At 55.7% G+C, this 23,476-nt stretch carries 23 protein-coding genes; 13 read left to right on the top strand and 10 right to left on the bottom strand.

Annotated elements, in window-relative coordinates; translation table 11 throughout:
* Positions 1–10: 10 nt before the first annotated feature.
* Together LG297_RS03330 and LG297_RS03325 are read left to right on the top strand one after the other, a co-directional pair.
* On the top strand, positions 11–475 hold the full coding sequence (locus tag LG297_RS03330) for a hypothetical protein (RefSeq protein ID WP_404425118.1): 465 nt from the start codon (positions 11–13) through the stop codon (positions 473–475).
* Between the two features lie 161 nt (positions 476–636).
* The gene (locus LG297_RS03325; RefSeq protein WP_404425116.1) at positions 637–2,163 is read left to right on the top strand and encodes a UbiD family decarboxylase; all 1,527 of its coding nucleotides are present in this window, start codon (positions 637–639) and stop codon (positions 2,161–2,163) included.
* Here LG297_RS03325 and LG297_RS03320 read toward each other — a convergent pair.
* The 3 genes from LG297_RS03320 to LG297_RS03310 all read right to left on the bottom strand — a co-directional run bounded on the left by LG297_RS03320 (position 2,160) and on the right by LG297_RS03310 (position 3,266).
* Complete coding sequence (locus LG297_RS03320; RefSeq protein WP_404425114.1) at positions 2,160–2,450, bottom strand: CcdB family protein; 291 nt, start codon at positions 2,448–2,450, stop codon at positions 2,160–2,162. The genes LG297_RS03325 and LG297_RS03320 overlap by 4 nt on opposite strands.
* Positions 2,450–2,692, bottom strand: a complete 243-nt coding sequence (locus LG297_RS03315; RefSeq protein ID WP_404425112.1) for a type II toxin-antitoxin system CcdA family antitoxin — start codon at positions 2,690–2,692, stop codon at positions 2,450–2,452. Before LG297_RS03315 ends, LG297_RS03320 begins: the two co-directional genes overlap by 1 nt.
* 61 nt (positions 2,693–2,753) lie before the next feature.
* Positions 2,754–3,266: a hypothetical protein gene (locus LG297_RS03310; RefSeq protein WP_404425110.1), complete on the bottom strand. Its 513-nt coding sequence runs from the start codon at positions 3,264–3,266 to the stop codon at positions 2,754–2,756.
* Positions 3,267–3,539: 273 nt separating this feature from the next.
* Here LG297_RS03310 and LG297_RS03305 point away from each other — a divergent pair, with 273 nt between their 5' ends.
* A complete protein-coding gene (locus LG297_RS03305) occupies positions 3,540–4,889 on the top strand; it encodes a TldD/PmbA family protein (protein WP_404425108.1) in 1,350 nt (449 codons plus the stop codon).
* A 9-nt stretch (positions 4,890–4,898) separates the two neighbouring features.
* Here LG297_RS03305 and LG297_RS03300 read toward each other — a convergent pair whose 3' ends face one another.
* On the bottom strand, positions 4,899–5,861 hold the full coding sequence (locus LG297_RS03300; protein ID WP_404425106.1) for a diacylglycerol/lipid kinase family protein: 963 nt from the start codon (positions 5,859–5,861) through the stop codon (positions 4,899–4,901).
* A gap of 220 nt (positions 5,862–6,081) precedes the next feature.
* Here LG297_RS03300 and LG297_RS03295 point away from each other — a divergent pair, with 220 nt between their 5' ends.
* Positions 6,082–6,999 carry a UDP-2,3-diacylglucosamine diphosphatase gene (locus tag LG297_RS03295; protein ID WP_404425104.1) on the top strand — a complete coding sequence of 306 codons (918 nt, stop codon included), beginning with the start codon at positions 6,082–6,084 and terminating at the stop codon, positions 6,997–6,999.
* Positions 6,996–8,105, top strand: a complete 1,110-nt coding sequence (locus tag LG297_RS03290; protein WP_404425102.1) for a glycosyltransferase family 4 protein — start codon at positions 6,996–6,998, stop codon at positions 8,103–8,105. Before LG297_RS03295 ends, LG297_RS03290 begins: the two co-directional genes overlap by 4 nt.
* 14 nt (positions 8,106–8,119) lie before the next feature.
* Here the strand turns inward: LG297_RS03290 and LG297_RS03285 are convergent, their stop codons facing one another.
* A complete protein-coding gene (locus LG297_RS03285) occupies positions 8,120–8,953 on the bottom strand; it encodes a hypothetical protein (protein ID WP_404425100.1) in 834 nt (277 codons plus the stop codon).
* A 256-nt stretch (positions 8,954–9,209) separates the two neighbouring features.
* Here LG297_RS03285 and LG297_RS03280 point away from each other — a divergent pair, with 256 nt between their 5' ends.
* The 7 genes from LG297_RS03280 to LG297_RS03250 all read left to right on the top strand — a co-directional run bounded on the left by LG297_RS03280 (position 9,210) and on the right by LG297_RS03250 (position 16,159).
* The gene (locus LG297_RS03280) at positions 9,210–10,949 is read left to right on the top strand and encodes an ABC transporter ATP-binding protein (RefSeq protein WP_404425098.1); all 1,740 of its coding nucleotides are present in this window, start codon (positions 9,210–9,212) and stop codon (positions 10,947–10,949) included.
* An 18-nt stretch (positions 10,950–10,967) separates the two neighbouring features.
* Entirely contained in the window at positions 10,968–11,744 is a 777-nt protein-coding gene (locus LG297_RS03275) for a lysophospholipid acyltransferase family protein (protein WP_404425096.1), read from the top strand.
* Positions 11,741–13,027, top strand: a complete 1,287-nt coding sequence (locus LG297_RS03270) for a 3-deoxy-D-manno-octulosonic acid transferase (RefSeq protein ID WP_404425094.1) — start codon at positions 11,741–11,743, stop codon at positions 13,025–13,027. The genes LG297_RS03275 and LG297_RS03270 overlap by 4 nt, the downstream gene beginning before the upstream one ends.
* Complete coding sequence (lpxK, locus tag LG297_RS03265; RefSeq protein ID WP_404425092.1) at positions 13,014–13,985, top strand: tetraacyldisaccharide 4'-kinase; 972 nt, start codon at positions 13,014–13,016, stop codon at positions 13,983–13,985. The genes LG297_RS03270 and lpxK overlap by 14 nt, the downstream gene beginning before the upstream one ends.
* Complete coding sequence (locus LG297_RS03260) at positions 13,978–14,877, top strand: lipid A biosynthesis lauroyl acyltransferase (protein WP_404425090.1); 900 nt, start codon at positions 13,978–13,980, stop codon at positions 14,875–14,877. The genes lpxK and LG297_RS03260 overlap by 8 nt, the downstream gene beginning before the upstream one ends.
* 43 nt (positions 14,878–14,920) lie before the next feature.
* Positions 14,921–15,577: a hypothetical protein gene (locus tag LG297_RS03255; protein ID WP_404425088.1), complete on the top strand. Its 657-nt coding sequence runs from the start codon at positions 14,921–14,923 to the stop codon at positions 15,575–15,577.
* 96 nt (positions 15,578–15,673) lie between these two features.
* The gene (locus LG297_RS03250; protein WP_404425086.1) at positions 15,674–16,159 is read left to right on the top strand and encodes a MarR family winged helix-turn-helix transcriptional regulator; all 486 of its coding nucleotides are present in this window, start codon (positions 15,674–15,676) and stop codon (positions 16,157–16,159) included.
* 17 nt (positions 16,160–16,176) lie between these two features.
* Here the strand turns inward: LG297_RS03250 and LG297_RS03245 are convergent, their stop codons facing one another.
* Genes LG297_RS03245 through xseA form a run of 3 tightly spaced genes read right to left on the bottom strand, consistent with a single transcriptional unit; the run spans position 16,177 to position 20,257 of the window.
* Entirely contained in the window at positions 16,177–17,724 is a 1,548-nt protein-coding gene (locus LG297_RS03245) for a gamma-glutamyltransferase family protein (RefSeq protein ID WP_404425084.1), read from the bottom strand.
* Positions 17,725–17,753: 29 nt separating this feature from the next.
* Positions 17,754–18,614 carry a M23 family metallopeptidase gene (locus tag LG297_RS03240; protein WP_404425082.1) on the bottom strand — a complete coding sequence of 287 codons (861 nt, stop codon included), beginning with the start codon at positions 18,612–18,614 and terminating at the stop codon, positions 17,754–17,756.
* Positions 18,614–20,257 (bottom strand): exodeoxyribonuclease VII large subunit, encoded by a 1,644-nt coding sequence (xseA, locus tag LG297_RS03235; protein ID WP_404425080.1) that lies wholly within the window; start codon positions 20,255–20,257, stop codon positions 18,614–18,616. The genes LG297_RS03240 and xseA overlap by 1 nt, the downstream gene beginning before the upstream one ends.
* Positions 20,258–20,370: 113 nt before the next feature.
* On the opposite strand from xseA, the gene purD reads away from it, so the two are divergent.
* Entirely contained in the window at positions 20,371–21,654 is a 1,284-nt protein-coding gene (gene purD / locus LG297_RS03230) for a phosphoribosylamine--glycine ligase (protein WP_404425078.1), read from the top strand.
* Between the two features lie 24 nt (positions 21,655–21,678).
* On the opposite strand, the gene LG297_RS03225 is transcribed toward purD, so the two are convergent.
* Complete coding sequence (locus LG297_RS03225) at positions 21,679–22,461, bottom strand: ABC transporter ATP-binding protein (protein WP_404425076.1); 783 nt, start codon at positions 22,459–22,461, stop codon at positions 21,679–21,681.
* Positions 22,458–23,465 carry a FecCD family ABC transporter permease gene (locus tag LG297_RS03220; protein ID WP_404425074.1) on the bottom strand — a complete coding sequence of 336 codons (1,008 nt, stop codon included), beginning with the start codon at positions 23,463–23,465 and terminating at the stop codon, positions 22,458–22,460. The genes LG297_RS03225 and LG297_RS03220 overlap by 4 nt, the downstream gene beginning before the upstream one ends.
* Positions 23,466–23,476: the final 11 nt, after the last annotated feature.

Raw genomic sequence — 23,476 nt, 5'->3', positions numbered from 1 at the left:
GGAAAATAAAATGAACATAACACATATCAAGCGTGCCGGTCTTGCCGGTGTCATTTCCATCACCGCAGCCCTGGCACTTTCGGCCTGCGGAACGTCGTCGGCCACCCCCGATATTGATGTCCAGAGCGATGACATGGAAGAAGCGGCCGTAAAAGTTATCGCATCGGGATACAGCCCGTTAACCGGCACGACGCTGATCAACAGCATCAATGATCAGACCTTTTCCTATCGTGATCAGGGCGAGGAAGCCAATGTGAACATTACCTATTTTGAAAATGGCATGGCGTCCATCACCTGGATCGATGACGACGGCGACCGTGGCATGCGCGAAAAGCTTTGGACCGTCGAACAGGGGAAGTATCTGTGCCTTTGGGACCGGGATGAAGAAGACGATTGCATGTCTGTCCTGAGCAAAGAAGGTCAATTGGCGACCGTCGATAACGACGGAAATGTCGCCTATTACACCAAGAGCTGAACATATTGTTCCTGCGCAGCATCCACTCCCCCTCGCCACCGATAAGGGAGTGGATGCTGGACATCGCCGCAGCACCGTATTAATTCGTGAAGCAGCAGATTTATTGTTGGCCCGGTTTATTCTTGCTTCTGGCCAACCGACTTTCACAGATTGCGGTGTCCATGCCCTATCAATCCCTTCGCGACTTCATCGACGCGCTTGAAAAGACAGACCGTCTGGTCCGGGTGAGCGAACCGGTTTCCCCCTATCTTGAGATGACGGAAATCCAGACGCGCCTTCTGGCCGAAGGCGGCCCGGCGGTTCTGTTTGAAAATGTCATTGGCGAGAACGGCCAGAAATATGACATGCCGGTTCTTGTGAACCTTTTTGGCACCGTGGACCGTGTGGCGGCCGGCATGAACCGCAAACCCGAAGAATTGCGTGAAGTCGGCGAAACGCTGGCGTTTCTCAAACAGCCCGAACCGCCCGGAAGCCTCAGGGAAGCATTTTCGATGCTGCCGCTGGCCAAAACCGTGATGGCGATGAAACCCAAAACGGTTTCCAAGGCACCCTGCCAGGAAATCGTCCTTCAGGGCGATGACATCGACCTTTCGAAACTGCCGATCCAGTCGTGCTGGCCGGGGGAGCCTGCGCCGCTGATCACGTGGCCGCTGGTCGTGACCCAAGGCCCCACCGCCAATGAAAAGGGCGGCGACAAACGCGATGTGTTCAATCTTGGCATCTATCGCATGCAGGTTCTGGGCAAGAACAAGGCGATCATGCGCTGGCTGAAACATCGCGGCGGGGCGCAGCATCATGCGCGCTGGAAAAAGGAAAAGCGCGATCCGCTGCCCGCCGCCATTGTGCTGGGTGCCGATCCGGGTACGATCCTTGCCGCCGTTACCCCGGTTCCCGATACGCTTTCGGAATATCAGTTTGCCGGATTGCTGCGCGGGGAAAAGGTCGAACTGGTGGAGTGCAAAACCGTTCCGCTGAAAGTCCCGGCCACGGCGGAAATCATTCTGGAAGGTTATGTGTCGCTGGATGAATATGCGCCCGAAGGGCCGTATGGCGACCATACCGGTTATTATAACTCGGTCGAGGAATTCCCGGTATTCACCCTGACCGCGATCACCATGCGCAAAAAGCCGATCTATCTGTCGACCTTTACCGGTCGCCCGCCAGATGAGCCGTCGGTGCTTGGTGAGGCGCTTAACGATGTTTTCGTGCCGCTATTGCAGCAGCAATTCCCCGAAATCGTCGATTTCTGGCTGCCGCCTGAAGGATGTTCGTATCGCATCGCGGTCGTATCGATGAAAAAAGCCTATCCGGGGCATGCCAAGCGCGTGATGATGGGTGTGTGGTCGTTCCTGCGGCAATTCATGTATACGAAATTCGTCATTGTCGTGGATGACGATATTGATGTGCGCGACTGGAAAGACGTGATGTGGGCGATTTCAACCCGCATGGACCCGGTGCGCGACATCACCACCGTGACCGAAACCCCCATCGACTATCTTGATTTCGCATCGCCCGAAAGCGGCCTTGGCGGCAAGCTTGGCCTTGATGCGACCAACAAGCTGCCCCCCGAAACCCATCGGGAATGGGGCGAAAAGATCTTCATGGAAGACGAGATTATCGACCGGGTTGATGCCAAATGGGATCGATACGGATTGCCGGGATCGGGCAAGAAGATCTGGCGGGATTAAATTCCCCGAAACACCATGTCCAGTGCGTCGGTGAGGGCGAATTTCTCAGAAAACTCACCGACCACCTCTCCCAGTTCTTTAACCGCTACTGTCGCAATGAACTGTGGAAGCAAGACCCATCGGGTGTCGCCAATCATAATGACCGGGTTTAAACGTGCGATTGGTTTTGGCATTTCCGAATGCGGACAAAGCGGCACAACCACGCGCGTGTTCAAATCCGCAAGAAGATCGGCCTGCACATCCACAACATATCCGTTGGCGAGCTTATGGATATCAAATCTTGCCATCAGAATTTTCGATGCGATGCCAGCGGAATGCCGTGCGTTTCAACATAGTCATTGCTGGCCTGTATCGCCGCCCTGTTTTCCTTTTTCCAGATTTCGGCCTGCCGTTTCGCGACCGCGTCTCTCAGTCCGGCCTCGGCACTGCGTGAAATATTGATTCCAAGCTGCTTTGCCGTTTCCAGAAGTTCGGAATCAAGACTGACATTGGTCGCCTTGCGGGTATGTTTGTTCGGAACAGCGCCCATAACTCCGCCCATCATCTATGTGCATAATATATGCGCATGATAACACGCATAGTCTTTTGCCTCAATTCCGGAAGAACATCCAGTTTTCGCCGCTTTCATCCGGCTTTTCCGACCAGAAGAATTGCGGCGCATCGCACATGAAATCATCGACCCGGACGGCGATATTGCAAAGGTCGCCATTGCCGATCACATCGCGCATATATTCAGGATCGTTCACCTGCCAGCTCATGACCGGCGGGGCGGTTTTATCGTCAATGCAAAGGGCGTATTGTTCCGACTGGGCAAACGGGATTTGTTTGAATTCGGAATGCAGTTCACCATTGTGCCTGGTGACCATCAGGACATCGAAAAACGGTCCTTCGGGATTGTCACGATCCACCCAGCCGACGATCTGGTCATTGACATCGTCACAGGTAAAATCGCCCACCAGAACCTGATGACGGTTCAACGCGGCATACTGACCGGCCTGAATGCGCATTTCGCGGTAAAGGTCGCTTGCCGTTACCGGTTTTGCCACAACATTTTTTCGGGGCGTTATTTCGGCTTCTTGGGCGTCAGCTTGCAACATCGTCATGGAAGTACCCAAAAGCAGAGTTGCCACAAACAGGTTTCGCACGTGTGTTTCCCATCATTTTCTTGCAGGTTTCCGGTTCGAGTATCCGGTCATAATAGCAACTTGCGAAGAAAAAATGACCAAAGCTCGGCTTTCGCCAAATGGATCATTCAAATGTGCCTCAGACGGTATCTGGTTGGGTCTTTCAGGTGATTGCCTTTTCTTGCCCTTTGCGAAAAGCGATCAGCCTGCCTATAACCATAGGAAACCACATTCCGATCAAAGGGAGCTTCCATGCCCAAGACCGACATGACACTCGATCGCATTACCGACCTGCTGGCGCGCGCAAAAAAGGCGGGTGCCGACGATGCGGATGCCGTTTATGTCGAAGGCACGTCACTTTCGGTATCGCAGCGACTGGGCAAGATGGAAAAACTTGAACGATCCGAGGGTGCCGATCTTGGCCTGCGTGTTCTGATCGGCAAGCAGCAGGCGGTTGTGTCGTCATCGGACACCAGCGAAAGCGCACTTGACGAACTTGTCGAACGCGCCGTCGCCATGGCGAAAAACGCCCCCGAAGATCCGTTCTGCGGCATTGCCGATCCCTCCGAACTGGCCGAAACATTTGATGTCGAGGCGCTTGAGCTTTGCGAGCCGGGCGAAGTCAGCCAGGAAAAACTGATGGCATGGGCAAGCGCCTGTGAAGAAGCAGCACGGTCGGTTGAAGGTATTACGAATTCAGAGGGCGCGGATGCAGGCTGGGGTACCCACCAGATCACGCTTGCCGCGACCAACGGCTTTGCCAATTCCTATGCCGGTAGCGGCAGCCACATTTCCGTATCGGTCCTTGCCGGAACCGGCACCGGCATGGAACGCGATTATGATTACGACAGTGCGGTGTTTTCGACCGATCTGCGCGATCCGGTCGAGATTGGCCTGAAGGCGGCGGAAAAGACCCTGAAACGGTTGAACCCGCGCAAGGTGAAAAGCACGCAGGTGCCGGTGATTTATGACCCGCGTGTTTCGGCATCCCTCGTCGGCCATCTGGCCAGTGCGATCAACGGATCGGGCATTGCACGCGGGACCAGTTTCCTTCTGGATGCCATGGGCAAGGAAATCTTTGCGCCGGGGATCAACATCATTGATAACCCGCATCGCAAACGTGGCCTGCGTTCCAAACCGTTTGACGCCGAAGGTGTCGCCAACGAAAAACGTCACCTGATTGAAAATGGCGTTCTGAAAACCTGGATCATGGATTTGCGATCGGCGCGCCAGCTTGGCCTGAAATCAACCGGCAACGCATCACGCGGGGCCGGAAGCCTGCCGGGTCCGTCCACGACCAACCTTTACATGGAACCGGGCACCATATCGCCCGCCGACATGATCAAGGATATCAAGCAGGGCCTGTATATTACCGAAATGATCGGAAGCAGTGTCAACGGCGTGACCGGCGATTATTCGCGGGGTGCATCGGGCTTCTGGATCGAAAATGGTGAACTGGCCTATCCGGTTTCCGAAATCACGGTTGCCGGAAACCTGAAAGACATGTTCAGAACGGCCGTCCCGGCCAATGACCTGACCTTCAAATACGGCACGAATGCCCCGACAATTCGGGTTGATGGCATGACGCTGGCCGGGCAGTAAGCCCGAAAATCAATCTGCGGCGATTTGCAACAGGGGTGTGTTTTGCGCATCCCTGTTTTCGTTTTGACGACCATTGCATTGATCGGCATAGGCATGAGGCACCATCACCCGCACCGGATAGGGCGACAGGCTGATTTCGCACGGCAGCTTGCCTGCACTTTCGCCGTCAATCTGCAAGGGTGCGGGACCGCAATGGCTGGTGATGGTCAGACGTTCGGTCTGCACGACCGAAACATCGGTTTGTGCATGCAGCCGGTTCAGGGTCAAAGCAATCCCGTATCGCGCCAGCGCCATAAAGCCGCCCCCGGGCATCAGCACGACATCAAGGCTGTTATCGGTCAGTTTGGCATCGGGTGAAATGACAAACGCCCCGCCATAATGTTTGGCATGGGTCGCAACCACACCGGCGACACGATATTGTTCGCGACCGATATTGACCTCGAAATCGCGGTGATGCGGAAAGATGATATTGCGCAAGCCTTCAAGAACATAGGCCCCCTTGCCGATCAGTCTTTTGAGCTTTAGCGACACATTTGCGACGGTATCGGCATCCGCCCCCATGCCGACCATCAAAAAGAACGCACGCCCGTTCACAAGCCCGGGGCGGACCCAGACCTGCCCCGGATTGTTTATATAATCGGCAATCGCCTTTGCCCGAATTTCAAGGCCAACCTCGACTGCCAGGACATTGGCCGTTCCCAGTGGAATGATGCCAAGGGGCGGGACTTCGTGGCCTTCGATCTGGGCATCAAGCAAACCGTTCAGGGCCTCGTTCAGCGATCCGTCACCCCCCGCGACAAACAGACGCTGATGGGCGCGTACCTTGCGCGCCAGTTCGCGGGCATGGCCGGGATGGGTTGTCTGTAACAATTCAACCTTTACGCCGGCCTTTTGCAGAATGCTGGACAGAAAGCGTTGTTTGTTTCCACCGGCACGCGGATTGAAAATGACAGTCACATCGGCCTGTGTCATCTCACAAATAACTTTCGCAATAAAAATGAAACATTACTTTCTCAGTTCCTTTATAAAAAAGGAAATATGTAACAGTATATTTACAGAACCGATAAATTTATATGAACGGGTTATATGTTCGCGCAATTTGTTTTAAACCGTTACTGGTTGAGGACAGTATTCGGCATATAAAAACTGTCGAGTTCCAGCCATCCTTTTGGCAGGATACGGAGGAGCGGCAATGACAGCGATGACGCTGCAACCGCATTACCGCACGGTCTGGATTTCAGACGTCCATCTCGGAACGCGTGGATGTCAGGCAGACCTTCTTTTGGATTTCCTCAATGAAGTTACGGCAGACACCTATTATCTGGTGGGTGACATTATTGATGGCTGGCGGCTCAAGAAAAGCTGGTACTGGCCGGAAAGTCATCATGCCGTGATCACGACAATCATGGACAAGGCAAAGAATGGCGCCAAAGTCATCTTTGTACCTGGCAACCATGATGAATTTGCCCGCGAATTTGTCGATATGACCTTCGGGCATGTTGAAGTCAAGATGAACGACATTCACGAGACGGCAGATGGCAAACGTCTGCTGATCATTCACGGCGACGAGTTTGACGGTGTGGTCAAATATGCCAAGTGGCTCGCCTATCTGGGCGATACGGCTTACAATCTCGCGATTGTTCTGAACCGTTATTACAATGGTATCCGCCGCAGACTTGGCTATGGCTACTGGTCGCTGTCGGCGTATCTCAAGAACCGGGTCAAGAACGCCGTCCAGTTCGTTTGCAATTTCGAAAATGCCGTCGCACACGAAGCCGCCAAGCGCAAGGTGGACGGTGTGGTCTGCGGCCATATCCACCACGCGGAAAAACGCATGATCGGCGATGTGCTGTATTGCAATGACGGCGACTGGGTCGAAAGCTGCACCGCCCTTACCGAAGACCAGAACGGCAAGCTTGAACTGTTGTACTGGTCCGAAATGCGCCAGATGGCGATGACACATTCCCAGCCCGGCCGCGACGCAGCCAGTGCTCCGTCACTCGGACTGGGCAAGCTGATGTCTTTGTTCCGGATTGCCGGGGAAAGCACCCGCACCGCGTCCCGCAGTTCAAAAAAGAACAGCGGCACGCCGATTGGAAAGACCGCATGAGAATTTTGATCGTATCCGACGCCTGGTATCCCCAGGTCAATGGAGTGGTGCGCACTCTTGAAACCGTGCGCAACGAACTGGGCGAGATGGGACATGATGTCCATATCATCTCGCCCGATCAATTCCGGACGATCCCCTGCCCGACCTATCCGGAAATCAGACTGGCGCTGTTTGCCAAACGCAAACTGGCCCGGATGATTGACGCCCTGCAACCGGTTGCCATCCATATCGCAACCGAAGGCCCGCTGGGTCAGGCGGCACGAGCCTATTGCCTGAAACGGGAATTGCCTTTTTCATCGGCCTATCACACCCGTTTCCCCGAATATCTGCATGCCCGCACACGTCTGCCATTGTCGATTTCCTATCGCGGGATGCGTCGTTTCCATAACAAATCGCAATCGGTGATGGTCGCAACGGAATCACTGCGTGAAGAACTGGCCGGGCGTGGTTTCAACAAACTGAACATCTGGTCGCGCGGTGTTGACCTTGATCTTTTCAAACCACGACCGGATGCAAGTTTTGGCGACTTCCCCAAACCGCACTGGCTGTTTGTCGGCCGGGTCGCTGTTGAAAAGAATATCGGCCATTTTCTGGATCTTGACCTGCCCGGCACAAAATTCGTTGTCGGTGACGGCCCGCAACTGACCGAACTGAAATCGAAATATCCGAATGCGCAGTTCCTTGGCAAAAAAATCGGCGAGGAATTGGCGATTGCCTTTGCATCGGCCGATGTTTTTGTCTTCCCGAGCAAGACCGATACCTTTGGGCTCGTGATACTTGAAGCACTGGCATCGGGTACGCCGGTTGCAGTGTTCCCGGTTCAGGGACCGGCCGACATCGTGCGCGGGACCAAGGCAGGTGCCATTGACGCCGACCTTCGCGAAGCCGCCATGGCAGCCCTTGAGCTTGACGGTAAAGATGCACGTGCATTGGCGGAACAATATAGCTGGCGCAATTCAGCCAGTCAGTTCCTGCACAATCTGGCACCATTTTCGGGCGGGTTTGATGGTGCAGCGGCAAAACGTCTGACTGTTGAAGACATTACCGAGGTGAAAGCATCGGTGGAACCGGCAATAGCCATGCCCGTGGAACAACCGGCGCAGTAACCTGCGCCGGTGGTTTATTCCGTCACCGGGGCAACGTCATAGGCGGCGTCCTTGCCGCGCAGGCTTCGACGCAAAATGCCATATGCCAGCATCGCATTGATCGCATCCGTTCCGAGCCAGCGACGGAAAGGTTTCAGTGCGATATAAACCGGGCGAATAACCCTCACGATATGAGACAGCGGTTTCATTTGCGGCGCGGTCATGCCGGTTGCCGCCAGATATGCCCGCCATCCCGCACGCAAAAGATCAGGACGACGTTTGAAGCCGCGCTGGATGGAAAACAGAAACAGAAGGACATCGCGCGCCTGCGCGTCGGGCAATGGCATACGTTTGTTGGGGTCTTCCTCGAAATCGATGAAGCCGATCTTGCCATCATCACGAATGGTCATGTTGCGCAGAAGGGGTGCGCCATGGGTAAAGCCGCTGATGTGCAAATCTGCCAATGCGGCCCCGGCCTTGGCAATCAGGTCAGCAACGCGGTATTCATCACCGGCCTTTAGCGCATCGCTGATGACGGTTTGCAAAATCGCCCCGTTATCCCCGATTGCCATCCAGTTATCGGTAACTTCCAGAAGATCGGGAACCAGAATTCCTGCGCGGGTCAGGACATGAATGATTTCAGCCTCGCTCGCCAGACCGGCCTTGCCGCCGGGCGATACGGTCGGGCGCAACATGGGTATACGTGTCAGGGTCGCGATAAACCGCTGCAGGCGATGCCATCCTTTTTCCTTTGGCGGAACGGCCTGCTTGATCCAGATACGGCGCCCCGCCCAGCGCAGGGGGAAAACCCGTGCGCCAACACCTTGCGCAATCGTCTGTTCCACGAACGCGTGGAGTTGCTCTGTCATTTTTTTATCTTATATGTCGTTTTTCGTGGCCTGCTTACCGGCAGGCCCTATTAGTATCCATCAAGAACTTGCTGCGGCTTGCCGCACTTGCCCGGGCGTGTTAGCAACACCCCGGAAATATTAAGACATTCATGATGCCTCATCCATATAGATAGTGTCAGTCTGACACAATCGGAAATGGCGTCACGCGACCGGGAAGAATTCATTGCCAAAGCATTCGTTAGACCACACGACGGAACATTGGAACACATGGCCAATGATCAAACGCATCGTTCAGGATGCGGTTGCCCCTTATTTTGGCAAGATTGTTCTGGCTCTGGTTTGCATGGCGCTTATGGCGGCGGCGACTGGTGGTTATGCCTATCTGATGGATCCGGTGATTAACGAGGTCTTTGTTAAAAAGAACCCCGCAATGCTGGTGCCTGTCGGTGTGGCGGTTCTTGGTGCTTTCGCCCTGAAAGGCTTTGCCAATTACGGGCAATCGGTTTTGATGAGCTATGTCGGCGGTCGTATTCTTGCCGATATTCAGAACAAGCTTTACGAACATGTCATCCGGCTTGATATCGGCTTTTTCCACAGTACCAACACCGGCAAGCTGATCACGCGCTTTACCAGCGATATCACCGCGATGCGCTCAGCCGTTTCCGTTTCCCTTACCGGTTTTGGCAAGGACTTTCTGACTGCCATCGTGCTGATTGGTGTCATGTTCTATCAGGATTGGCAGCTTGCCATCATTGCCTTCACGGTATTTCCAGCGGCCATTCTGCCGATTGCCCGTCTGGGCAGGCGCATGCGCAAGGTTTCCGCCAACACCCAGCAACAGATTGGTGAATTTGCAACTCTCCTCGAACAAACTTTCCAGGGGGTCCGCCATGTCAAAGCCTATGGCATGGAGCCCTACGAATGTTCGCGGATGGAGAAACTTGTCGAGACCGTTTTCGATCTGAGCTTCAAGGCCCAGAAAGTCAGTGCGCGTTCGTCCCCCATCATGGAAACGCTGGGCGGTGCCGCAATCACGACCATCATCATCTATGGCGGCAGCCGCGTCATTGACGGGGCAAGCGACCCGGGCAGCTTCTTTTCCTTTATCACAGCCCTTTTGCTTGCCTACGAGCCGGTGAAGCGTCTTGCAAATATCAATATAAACCTGCAGGCGGGCCTTGCAGCATCGCAGCGCGTCTTTACCATCCTTGATATCGAACCGGAAATTCGCGATGCCGACGATGCCAAAACGCTTCAGGTCAAGGGCGGCGCCATCCAGTTCAAGGATGTTTCCTTTTCTTATAACAATGAAACGACGGCACTGCGTAACATCAGCCTTGATATCGAGGCCGGACAGACGATTGCCCTTGTCGGGCCATCGGGTGCCGGTAAATCGACGATCCTGAACCTGATCCCGCGGTTCTATGACATCAATGCCGGTGCGATCACGATTGATGGTCAGGATATCCGCGATGTAACGCTGGAAAGCCTGCGATCAGCGACCGCACTGGTCAGTCAGGAAATCACGCTGTTTGACGATACGGTTCGATCCAACATCGCCTATGGCCGATTTGGCGCAAGCGATGCCGAAATCGAAGAAGCCGCACGTCATGCAGCAGCCCATGATTTCATCCTGCAACTTGAAAACGGTTATGACACCATTGTCGGTGAACATGGTGTGAAGCTTTCGGGCGGGCAGCGCCAGCGGATCGCGATTGCACGTGCGATGTTAAAAAACGCCCCGATCCTGCTTCTGGACGAGGCGACATCGGCCCTAGACACGGAATCGGAGCGCCATATTCAGGGTGCTCTGACCGAACTGATGAAGGGCCGGACAACCCTTGTTATCGCGCATCGCCTGTCGACCATTGTCGATGCCGACAAGATTTGCGTCATTCAGAACGGGCATGTTACCGAACAGGGACGCCATGAAGAATTGCTTGCACTTGGAGGGGCTTACGCCAACCTCTATAATCTGCAATTCTCGGAAGAAGAAAACGACAATCTGGCCTAACATTCGGGAAAGACCGGCTTGCAGTGGCATAAACGAATCATAAAAAGTGATCAGGCGCGCAGCACTTTGTGCTGGCTTGCGGCAACCTATATCCGTCTCATTCGCATTACCGGTCGCTGGCATACGGAAGGCGGTGATCATCCTGCCCATTTCCTGACGGAGGGCAAACCGTTTATCGTGGCTTTCTGGCATCAGCGTTTGCTGATGATGCCCTATACATGGCGTTCGGTTGCCGGAGACCGCCCGTTTAACATGCTGATTTCATCGCATCGCGACGGTGAAATCATTTCCCGCACAATCGGGCATTTCGGGATCGCCACCATTGCCGGGTCAACCGGACAGGGCAAAGGCGGTGCGGCAGCGTTGCGGCGCATATTGAAGGCACTGAAATCCGGTGAAGTCGTCGGCATGACCCCGGATGGACCGCGCGGACCGCGCATGCGAATTTCGGATGGTATTGTTCAGGCGGCAAAACTGGCAGGGGTTCCGATTTTCCCGCTGACCTATTCATCGTCAAGACGGCGCGTGTTTGGCAGCTGGGACCGCTTTGTTCTGCCTTTTCCATTCTCGAAAGGGGTCTTTAGCTGGGGCGACCCCATTCATGTCCCGCGCGATCTGGACGATGCAGGACTGGAAGCGAAGCGACTGGAACTGGAAACAGCCCTGACGAAACTGACGCAGGAAAAAGACCGCAAGCTCGGCCTTGAGGTGATCGAACCTGCAGGGGCCGACGAACTTCCCAAGCAGAAACGTTCCGCCATGCAGGCCACGGCCGATCAGGAAGCCGTTAAATGAGCCTGTTTTATGCCTATCGCGTTGCGACACGGCTTCTGGGTCCGGTACTTGGTCTTTATCTGCAACGCCGTAAAAACCGTGGCAAGGAAGATGCCGGTCGTATCGGCGAGAGGTTCGGTCACGCAAGTGCTGTGCGGCCCAAGGGGAAACTTGTCTGGATACATGGTGCCAGTGTTGGCGAATCCCTGTCATCGCTGCCGGTGATCGATGCCATTCGCGCGCGGTTTCCCGATATATCGATCCTTGTCACCACGGGCACCGTTACCTCGGCGGCAATGATGTATCAGCGCCTCCCCAAAGGGGTGATCCATCAGTTCATCCCGATTGACCGACAGGTTTGCGTTGCGCGCTTTCTCCATCACTGGAAGCCCGATGTTGCCCTGTGGCTTGAGAGCGACTTCTGGCCCAATATCCTGACCAAGGCAAAAAAAGCCGGAACCAGACTTGTATTGCTTAACGGTCGCATATCGGCCCGAAGCTTCAAAAGCTATTCACGGTTCCCATCCTTTATCACCCCGGTGATTTCTGCATTCGATCTGATCCTCACACAGGGCCACGAAGAAACCGAACGGTTTATTTCATTGGGGGGGACCGATGTCCGCGCGGTCGGCAACCTGAAATTTGCAGCCCCGCCGTTGCCGGTAGAAGCCGACACACTGGCAGAACTTCAATCGCAGATCGGCAATCGCCCGGTATGGCTTGCCGCCAGCACCTTTGAAGGTGAAGAACGGGCATGTGCACAGGTCCACCAAACCCTGGCGCCCAAACACGAAAAACTTCTGACGGTTATCGTTCCCCGTCACCCCATCCGGGCGAACGAAATCGAAGCAGAACTGATTGCAAGGGGATTGCGCGTCGCACGCCGCAGCCTTGGTCATGCAATCACCGATGATATTGATATCTATCTTGGCGATACGATGGGCGATATGGGGCTTTATTATCGTATTGCCCCGGTATGCCTGATCGGAAAAACTCTTTGTGCGTCGGGCGGCCAGAACCCGCTGGAACCGGCCCGGCTTGGTTGTGCGATTTTGCATGGCCCGGATATGAGCAATTTCAGTGAAATCAGCCGGGAACTTCTGACGGCCAAGGCATGCCGCCCCGTTGCCGATATTGACGATCTGGCCCGTCAGGTCGATACCCTTCTGACATATCCGGAAAAAGCCGGTGCATTGGCAAATGCCGCATTGGCATATGCCAATTCAAAGGCGGAGGTTCTGGAACGTACCCTTGATGCAATCACACCGCTTTTAACCGCCGAGGTTGCCAATGCGCGCGCCTGATTTCTGGTTAGCTGACGGCTGCATGGCCAAGGCATTGTCGCCTTTTTCCCTGCTGTGGCGCGCGGGTGCAGGTATCCGGGCGATGACGACGACCATGCGCCATCCGGGATGCAAGGTTTTCTGTGTCGGTAACTTTACCATCGGTGGGGCTGGCAAAACGCCGACCGCAATCGCGCTTTATCACACATTGCACAAAATGGGCATTCACGCCCATTTCCTGAGCCGCGGATATGGTGGGCGGGAAACCGGCCCGCACCATGTTGATCCGATGAAGGACACGGCATCCGATGTCGGTGACGAGCCGCTGCTTCTGGCGCGAACGGCACCGACATGGGTTTCGCGGGACCGGGGCATGGGGGCCGAAACCGCCAGAAATGCCGGGGCGGAGGCCATCATTCTGGATGACGGGCTACAAAATCCGTCATTGATCAAGGATTGCAGCTTTGCCGTTGTCGACAGCGTTTTCGGGATCGGAAACGGCCGCGTTATCCCGGCAGGCCCGATGCGCGAACCCCTTGAACAGGGGCTGGCAAAAGTTCGCGCAATCATTCTGATCGGCGATGGCAATCCACCGTTCCTGAAAAACCTGCCTGCGTCTGTTCCGGTTCTGCGCGCCCGTATGGTGCCCTGCAATGGTGCCGATTTTGCCGGCCGCAGGGTTCTTGCTTTTGCCGGTATTGCCCGCCCGGCCAAATTCCACGATAGCCTGCGTGCGGTTGGTGCCGATATTGTCGCGACCGTCGACTTTGCGGATCATCATCCATTCCGTGCGTCTGAATTGGCGGAGCTGCATCAAAAAGCCAAGGCGTTGAATGCGGATCTGGTCACGACAGAAAAAGACCTGATGCGCTTGCCTGCCGGGCAGCGGAACGGCATAAGCACACTTGATATTATGCTGGAATTCGAAGCCCCGGACCAGCTGGAGAAAATAATTACGGCGGTGTTGTCCGATGCCTAAACGCAGTGCCCTTTACAACGCACGACAGAAATATATTTCCCACCCGTTGCAGGGATTGGCAGCCCATCTGATTTATTGGATTTTTGCTGCCATGCCGATTGATATGGCATCAAACGCGGGCGGTTCGTTACTGCGCAAGTTTGGCCCCAAACTCGGCCAGACAAAAAAGGCGCGAAACAACCTGACGCGCGCATTTCCGGAAAAATCCCCGGAAGAGATCGAAACGATCATTTGTGACATGTGGGAAAATCTGGGACGCAACGCGGCTGAAGTCCCGCATCTGCATAAATTGCGCCCGGGTGGTCCAAGAATCGAGGTTGTCGGCCTTGAGAACGGCATGGCCTCGAAAGATGATGACAAACCGGGTGTGTTCTTTACCGGTCATATCGGCAACTGGGAAATCGGCATGACGCTGGCAACCGCGATGGATATGGACATGATGTGTGTCTATCGCGCCCCGGACAATCCATGGGTTGATCAGTTATTCATTCGTGCCCGCAAGACTTTCCGCGGACAACTGGTAAAAAAAGGGGCACAGGGTGCCCGCCAGATTACCAAATACATGAAAGAAGGCGGGCATGTCGCGATGCTGGTCGACCAGAAAATGAATGACGGCATTGCCGTACCGTTTTTTGGTCGTGATGCCATGACAGCCCCGGCCTTGGCACAGTTTGCGCTAAAATATGATTGCCCGGTAGTACCGGTCAGGGTGGAGCGACTGGGCGGCGCCTATTTCCGCATGACATTTTATCCGGCACTCGAAATTGTCCCGACCGATGACCGTCATGCCGATATCCTGCGCATCATGACCGAAGTTAATGCGATCATAGAAAGCTGGATCCGCGAACGCCCGGCACAATGGCTATGGCTGCATAAACGCTGGCCGAAATGACACGTCTCCCATAGCATCCGTCGTTAACTGAATCGGAACGACCATGCCCCAGACTGACAGCTCAAAGAACGTCACCTTCAGGGAAAGGTCCTTTTTGCTGCGCTTCGTCGTCCCCCTTGTGCTGATTCTTGCTGCGTCGGTGTTTGCCGTCTGGCCGTCCTTTGCTCTTGAAAGGGATGTCGGCAAGATCGAAGACAGCTCTAAGCAGGTGCGTCTGCGGATTGCCGAACTTGATCAACAATTGCAAACACATCTGCAGAATGCGCTCGAACAGTTTGGCGACCGCCAGATTGAATGTGGCAGGAGTGCTGAAAAGAAATCCTTGTCCGACTGTCTGCGCGAGGACGAAGATAATTTAACCCGGACCAAACTGTCGATCATCCCCAGTAACGAACAAGACGAAGAAGATAACCCGCTTCACGATCTGGCCGCGACCGAAGAACGGTTTGCGCTGTTCAATGAACGCCTGAACAAAACCAATGATCTTCTGTCTCGTGCCGGGGCCAAAATGTATCGCACCAGCTTCGACATCACACCCGAGATGGATCAACTGAGACGGCAGGCCATCTCCTATGTCGAACGCAAACAGGAATATGATCTGCGCCTCAATCAGGCCCTGTTGATCGGCGGTGTTACCCTTGTCCTGGTTGCCATATTCGCCTTGATCTTTTTGGCCATGCGACGCATTCGGGGCAATTAATCCGCGCGCCCCTTTTGTCATGCAACAAATTGCGTTGATAAAGCGGTCAAAGCCCGTTACCGAATGATTTCGAATATAGCACCCACGAGAACCACCATGAAACAGGCCTACTGGCAGGACATTCTGGTCGCGTTACGGCAGATCATCCGTGCAACCGATCTTCATTCCAAACGCATGATGAAGGCCTGTGGCCTGACCATCCCGCAGGTGATGGTTCTGCGCGCGATTGACGAATTGCAGAACGTCACGGTGCGCCGCATTTCCAATCATGTGTCACTAAGCCAGGCAACGGTTACCACGATCCTGAACCGCCTTGAACAGCGCGGGCTGGCAGAACGCCGCCGCAGCACCACGGACAAGCGCGTGGTCAATACGGTTCTGACAGAGGCAGGTCAGAACATCCTGAAAGCAGCCCCCACCATGCTGCATGAAGAATTCATATCCCAATTCGAAGCCCTGCCCGACTGGGAAAAAACGCAGCTTCTGTCATCCATGCAGCGGGTCGCGACAATGATGAATGCAGAAAAGATTGATGCGGCCCCGTTGCTTGACGTCCGCCCTGCCGACGAAATTCCGCGTTAGGGCCGGTTCAAACCGGATTACGGATCAGCAATCACCACTTGATGGCCATTGCGTCTGGCATCACCCACCGCATTGAATTTTTTCCCGTCGTAACTGACCTTGGCGGCATGAACGCCGCCAAAGAACATATCCTCCGTATCCCAGCGTTGCTGGTCTTCAAGGCTAAGACCGTCCAGAAGCGATCCGTCAAATCCCGGTTCGACAGACAAAAGACTGTCTTCGACATGAAGCCGCGGTGCCGCCACCGCGCCATGCAGGGTCATGTCATAGGCATCGATATTCAGCATCACCTGCAACATGGTCGAACGAATGCGGTTTGACCCGCCAGAACCAAGTGCAATCGCATCACCATTGCCCGCCAGATACAGGGCCGGGGTCATCATCGATGTCATCCGCACACCGCATGGCCAGTGATGGAACCCGTCGGGTGACAGGTCGGCCTCGCCCAGCATGTTATTGAGCATGATACCAGTCCCCGGCACCATGCGCCCGGAACAGGACCCGTTTGAAATCGTCGCCGCGGCAAGATTGCCATCGCCATCAACCACGGAAATATGGGTCGTGCCATTCTGGCTAAGCGGTCGGTCGCCAATCATAGACCGATAGGATTCGCAAAATTCGTCGGCAAGGATCGCCGGGCTTGCGCCATATTCGCTGCGTGCCAGTCCGGTGGCATGAAGAATGCGCGAAATGGCTTCAAGATGACGGGCCGACCCAAACGATCCAAGTTCTATTTCGCGCGCAAGTTTAAGCCCGAACCCGACCAGAACCCCGCCCGACGCCGGTGGCGGGTTTAAAACAAACCGTCCGTTCCGCCCAGCGATCAAAAGCGGATCACGAACCAGAACCCGGTATGCCGCCAAATCTGCGCCCGTCAGATAGCCACCATATTCCCGGCATTCGGTCACCAGCGCATGACCAAGATCGCCGTGATAAAAGCCATCGGCCCCGGTCCGCAGCAAATATTCAACGCTGTCGGCCATATCAGCCTGACGAAGAATGTGACCCTCGTCCGGCAATTCAAATCCGTCTTCGTCCTGATGTCCCGGTGCGCCGAAAACGGACCGGCTGTCTTTGGAAAACGCCAGAAGCGGGGTTACGATCCCCATGACATACCGCTGAAACGCATCCAGCTTGATCCCGTCGCGTGCGGCTGTAATTGCCGGTTCAGCCAGCATTGCCATCGGCAGGGATCCAAGATCGTCATGCAGCTTGAAAATACCGGCAACCACGCCCGGCGTCGCAACCGAGCCATATCCGCCGTGAAATTCCTGGGTGACGCCACCGGCGAATGTCGCAAACCGGCTTTCGAATTCAAGTTCTTCGCGCGGGCGTTTGGCAAGCGGCGTTTCAACAAAGAAATCATAAAGTCGAGGCGGTTTTCCTGCCGGACGGGCCATGACAAAACCACCCCCGCCCAATGATGCCAGAACCGGTTCGGCCACACAGGCCGCCCACATGGCCGCAGTCACCGCGTCAAAGGCATTGCCGCCTGCCTCAAGCACATCGGCAGCCGCGCGTGCGGTGACATCATGTCCTGCGGCGACGGCTCCGTGCTTTTTCATGGCAAAGGTTCCCTATTGTTTATCCGTCATCAATTGCTGGCCTTCGCCTTTGCGGCCTTTTGTGCATCTTCCATCGACGGCACAAGAAGGGCGGCGTCAACACGCGCATCCCCGACATTGATCCGCCAATCCAGATGCGGCCCGGTTGCACGGCCACTTGCCCCGACCTTGGCAATCGGCTCACCCTGCCGAACGACGTCACCAACTTTCACATCGATTTCCGACAGATGCAAAAAAGCCGAAACCATGCCAAGCCCGTGATCAATAAACAGGGTCGCCCCGGAAAAATACATATCGGGATGCGCCAGCGTCACAATCCCGTCCGCCGGGGCCACGACCTGTGTGCCGGTGGGAACCGCAATATCCACCCCCCAATGCGGGGCGCGCGGTTCACCATTCAAGATGCGTTGCGATCCGTATACACCGCTGATCGGTCCCAAAACCGGCCAGATAAAACCGTTCTCGTAAAATCTTTGGGTAAATCGTTCGACGCGGGCTTCGCGGGCCTGACGCGAATCATCCCTGATCCGTTCCATGACCTCCGGGGCCGGCGTCACCATCTTGGGCGGCAGGCCATCAATGCGCTGGATATCGAATTCACGATCACCGATGTCATAGGCATATTCTTCGACACCCCCGTCTGCATCGCGCAGGGTCAGCTTGGCCGGTCCTTCATAGTCGCGGGGGAAACCAAGGATAAACGCCCCGTCCGGGCCAATCGTATCAATGGCCGTGCCATCCAGAAGGATGCTGCTTCCGGGCTCGGTCTGACCGAACACGATGCCGCCCTGAACAAACTGGCCCTGATAGGTCGGCTCAGCCGCAATGGCCCCCAAACATGATGCCATCAAGCCGGTTGCCGCCAAAAACATCTTCATTGCGAAACGCATTACAGAAGGCTCCCTTGCCTGTCATCATCCTTGGGGGCCGGGTCTTTTTTCCGGGCCGGTTTCGGTTTGGCAGCCGATTTCGGTGCGACCGTGGCAGCCGGTGCCGCCTCGGCTGCCCCAGAGGAATACGTCCCTGCTGTCACATCGGCACGTCCATCCTGCATTTCCAGAATGTAACCCTGCCCGGCAATCAAATCCGATGCTTTGCCAATCAATCCTTCATCCGCACCGCGCACAACGGCAAAGCCGCGTTTCAGAACATTGCGATAGGAATAGCTTTCCAAAAGACGGTCATAGCGCGCCAGACCTTCGGCTTCGCGGTTCAGGATATTTTTAACCGCCGCCTGCATACGGCCCGCCAGATCATCGATCTGTTTGTGGTCGCGTGCGATATCGCGTTTGGCATTTGCCGGGCGAAGTCCGGCTGCGGTCTGATCAAGACGTGCCTTTTGCAACTGGATGGCGGATTTGATCGCCCCATCCAGTCGCAAACCCGCATTTTCCAGCCGCCCGCGTTTTTCTGAAAGCTGTTCACGCGGACTGACCAACCGTGCCCCGGCTTCGTTCAAACGCGAACGCGCCTGTTGCAAAACACTGCCCGCCGCACGTGGCAACCGGTCGGCCCAGTTATCAAGGATCTGGCTGCGTTCTTCAAGCATCCGGCACGGATCGCCAAGACCGCGCGCAAGGCTTTCAAGGGCGGTGCGTTTTTCCACGCCAAGCCGACGGATGGCCTGCGTCAGACGAAGCCCGTCTTCCTCGACCTGACCGATCAGATCAAGCCGCACCGGAACGGCCTTTTCCGCGGCCCCCGTCGGAGTTGGCGCACGAAGGTCGGACACAAAATCAATCAGGGTCGTATCGGTTTCATGACCGACCGCCGAAATCACCGGAATGTCGGATTCCGCCACCGCACGGGCAATGATTTCCTCGTTAAACGCCCAAAGGTCTTCCAACGACCCGCCACCGCGCGCGACGATCAGGACATCGGGGCGCGGAATATTGCCATAGGGCAAAAGATCATTGAAACCGCGCACGGCCTGCGCGACCTGTTCGGCGGCACCGGTTCCCTGTACCACCACGGGCCATAGTAAAACCCGGCGCGGAAAACGTTCGCGCAGCCGGTGCATGATATCGCGGATAACCGCCCCGGTCGGGGATGTCACGATCCCGATGACATCGGGCAGGAACGGGATCGGCTTTTTGCGATACGCATCAAACAGTCCTTCGGCGGCAAGTTTCTTTTTGCGTTCTTCCAGAAGTTTCAGAAGCGCACCTTCGCCGGCAACCTCCATCGTTTCGATGACAATCTGGTATTTCGACCGGCCGGGAAATGTCGTCAATCGGCCGGTTACAATGACTTCCATGCCGTCTTCGGGTGCAAGGCCAAGTTTGGATGCCTGCCCGCGCCAGCAAACACCATCCAGCACCGCCTGATCATCCTTGAGTGCCAGATACATATGACCGCTGCTTGCGCGTTTGAAGCCGGAAATCTCGCCGCGCACACGCACGAATGAAAACGCATCCTCGACCGTGCGTTTAAGCGCATTGGAAAGATCGGAGACCGAAAATTCGGGCAGATTTCCCGGTTTCGCGGGCTCTTCGGGCATCGGGGCAAACGGGTCGAACAAATCTTGCGTCATCAAGGGCACTTTATGCTAAAAGCCCGCATAAATTTTCAAGCGGGATGGGGTGCAAGCCTAGTTCATCCCGTCTGGACCATCAAGCAGTCGGACACGTAATCGAGGTTAAAATCATGAAGGTTCTGGTCGTTGGCGGTGGCGGACGTGAACATGCATTGTGCTGGGCAATTGCCAAAAGCCCGCGACTGACCAAGCTTTGGTGCGCGCCGGGCAATGCCGGTATTGCCGATTCCGCGCAATGTGTCGCCATTTCCGACAGCGACATTGATGGCCTTGTGAAATTTGCAGCCGACAATGCGGTCGATCTGGTTGTTGTCGGGCCCGAGGCCCCGCTGGTCGCGGGTCTTGTCGACGCACTCGACACCGTTGGCATCAAATCGTTTGGCTGTTCAAAGGCGGCGGCACAGCTTGAAGGCTCCAAGGGTTTCATGAAGGACATGGTGGCAAAGTTTGGCGTCCCATCCGCTGCCTATGGCCGTTTCACCACGCCCGACGATGCCCGTGCCTTTGTTGAAAAGCACGGTGCGCCGATTGTTGTCAAAACCGACGGCCTTGCCGCGGGCAAGGGTGTGACGATCTGCCAGACAATCGACGAAGCCCTTGCCGCGATTGACGAATGCATGGTTGGTGGCAAATTCGGCGATGCCGGTGCGGAACTGGTGATCGAGGAATTCATGACCGGCGAAGAAGCATCCTTCTTTGCCGTCTGCGATGGCGAGAACGTCATTCCCCTGATTGCAGCCCAGGATCACAAGGCCGTCGGCGAAGGCGATACCGGCCCGAATACCGGTGGTATGGGTGCCTATTCCCCCGCCCCGGTCTTTACGCAGTCGGTTGAAGACAAGGTCATGGAACAGATCATTGTTCCGACCGTCAAGGGCATGGCCGCCGAAGGCCATCCGTTCAAGGGCGTCCTGTTTGCCGGTCTGATGATTGACGATGCGGGCAATCCGAAACTGATCGAATACAACATCCGTTTTGGCGATCCGGAATGCCAGGTTCTGATGACGCGTCTGAAATCGGATGTGCTTGATATCCTTGATGGGGCGGCAACCGGCAAACTCGATCAGGTCAAACCCGAATGGCATGATGAAACCGCCATGGTCGTTGTCATGGCCGCCAAGGGTTATCCGGGCAGCTATGAAAAAGGCACCGAGATCAAAAACGTTGCCGATGCGGATGCGATGGACAAGGTCAAGGTCCTGCATGCGGGTACGAAAATGGATGGCGACAAGCTGACCGCGACGGGTGGTCGCGTTCTTGGCGTTACCGCGCGTGGCACATCGGTAACCGAGGCGCAGAAACGCGCCTATCAGGCGGTTGACGCCATTGACTGGCCGGGCGGTTTTTGCCGCCGTGATATCGGCTGGCGCGCGATTGCCCGCGAACAGAAATAAGCCTTTGAATTAAAAAAGACCGGGTCATGCAGCCCGGTCTTTTTTGATACCTGTGTGATAGCGCACTGCACATTGCCCGTTCGGGCCATGTTCGATGGTGGCATCCACACCGAACACATCACGCAGATTTTCCGATGTCAGAATGTCGGCAGGACTGCCGATCCCCACCAGTTCCCCATCACGCATCATGGCAATCCGGTCGCAATACATTGCGGCGTGGTTCAGATCGTGCAGGGCCGCGACCACGGTAACCGGCAATTCACGCACCAGTTCCAGCAAACCAAGTTGATGACGGATATCCAGATGGTTTGTCGGTTCATCCAGTAGCAGGAATTTCGGTTCCTGCGCCAACGCACGCGCAATATGGACCCGCTGCTTTTCGCCGCCCGAAAGCGTGTGCCAGAACCGGTCGGCCATATGGGTCATATCAACATCACCAAGGGCGCGGTTAACAATCGCATCATCCCGTTCCGACCAGGGCGAAAGCAGACTAAGGTAAGGTGTGCGTCCCAGTGCCACCGCCTCGCGCACGGTCAGGCGGTCCGTCGTGTCGGCCTGCTGTTCGACAAAGCCGATCTGCCGGGCCAGTTTGCGCCGACCATGCTTTTTCATGTCCTGCCCCGCCAGCATCGCACGCCCCTGACCAGGTGGACGAATACCAGCCAAAACCGACATCAAACTGGTTTTACCCGATCCATTTGGTCCGATCAGGCCCAGAAACTCGCCCGGCTCAACCCGGAGCGAGACATTCCTGATGATCTTGCGGAAACCGGCAGACCAAACGACATCGCGCAGTTCGAGGGTCATCGCAAAATCCTTCCGTGACACAGGATCAGGGCAAAGGCTGGCGCCCCGACAAGCGCGGTAATCACCCCGATTGGCAAAACCTGCCCCGGAACGATCACACGTGAAATGACATCGGCACAGACCAGAAACAGCGCCCCGATCAATGCTGATAACGGCAATAGCAGCCCATGACGTGTTCCGACAAAAAAGCGCGCGGCATGCGGGATCACCAGTCCAACAAAGCCGATGGAGCCAACAATGCTGACCATCACCGCCGTCATCATCGCGGACGCAGCAATCAGGATCGCATAAACCCGCCTGACCGGAACACCAAGCGATGCCGCGGATTCACGACCAAACGTAAAGGCATCAAGTGCACGAGCATGCCAAAGACATACGACAAGCCCGATGACCGCCGCGGGCAAGGCCAGCCACACATCGGGCCAGCGCACGCCGCTAAGATTGCCCAGAAGCCAGAACATGATACCGCGCGCCTGTTCGGCACTGGCCGATTTGGTAACAATGAAGGATGTCAGGGCATTGAACATCTGCGACCCGGCAATCCCGGCCAGAATGATCGCCCCCGTGCCACGCCCGGCCTGTAACGCCAGAAGGGTCACAAAGCCAAATGCCGCCACCGCGCCGATAAATGCACCGAGTGACAGGGAAAGCATCCCGGCCCCCAGACCAAGGATCACGATACTGACCGCACCGGTCGATGCCCCGGCTGAAATGCCGAGCAGATAGGGATCGGCAAGACTGTTGCGCAAAAGCGCCTGCAGGACCGCACCGGAAACAGCCAAAGCCGCCCCGCAACTTGCAGCAACAATCGCGCGGCTCAGCCGATAGTTCCAGATAATACCGGCATCAATCGCATCGACCGGATGACCGGCATCCCATAAATGATTGGCAATCGTGTCAATCACCGTGCCAAGCGGGATCGCTGTTTCGCCCACCGATGCCGCAACCGCCAGGACCGCTGCCAGCAACATCAGCGCGGCAAATGCCACGCTGATGCGTTTCATGAAAACAGGGC

The sequence above is a fragment of the Thalassospira australica genome, assembly GCF_044790785.1.
Taxonomy (GTDB): domain Bacteria; phylum Pseudomonadota; class Alphaproteobacteria; order Rhodospirillales; family Thalassospiraceae; genus Thalassospira; species Thalassospira australica_A.
Note: the sequence above shows the minus strand (reverse complement) of the source record. Positions and strands in the feature narration are given on the sequence as shown.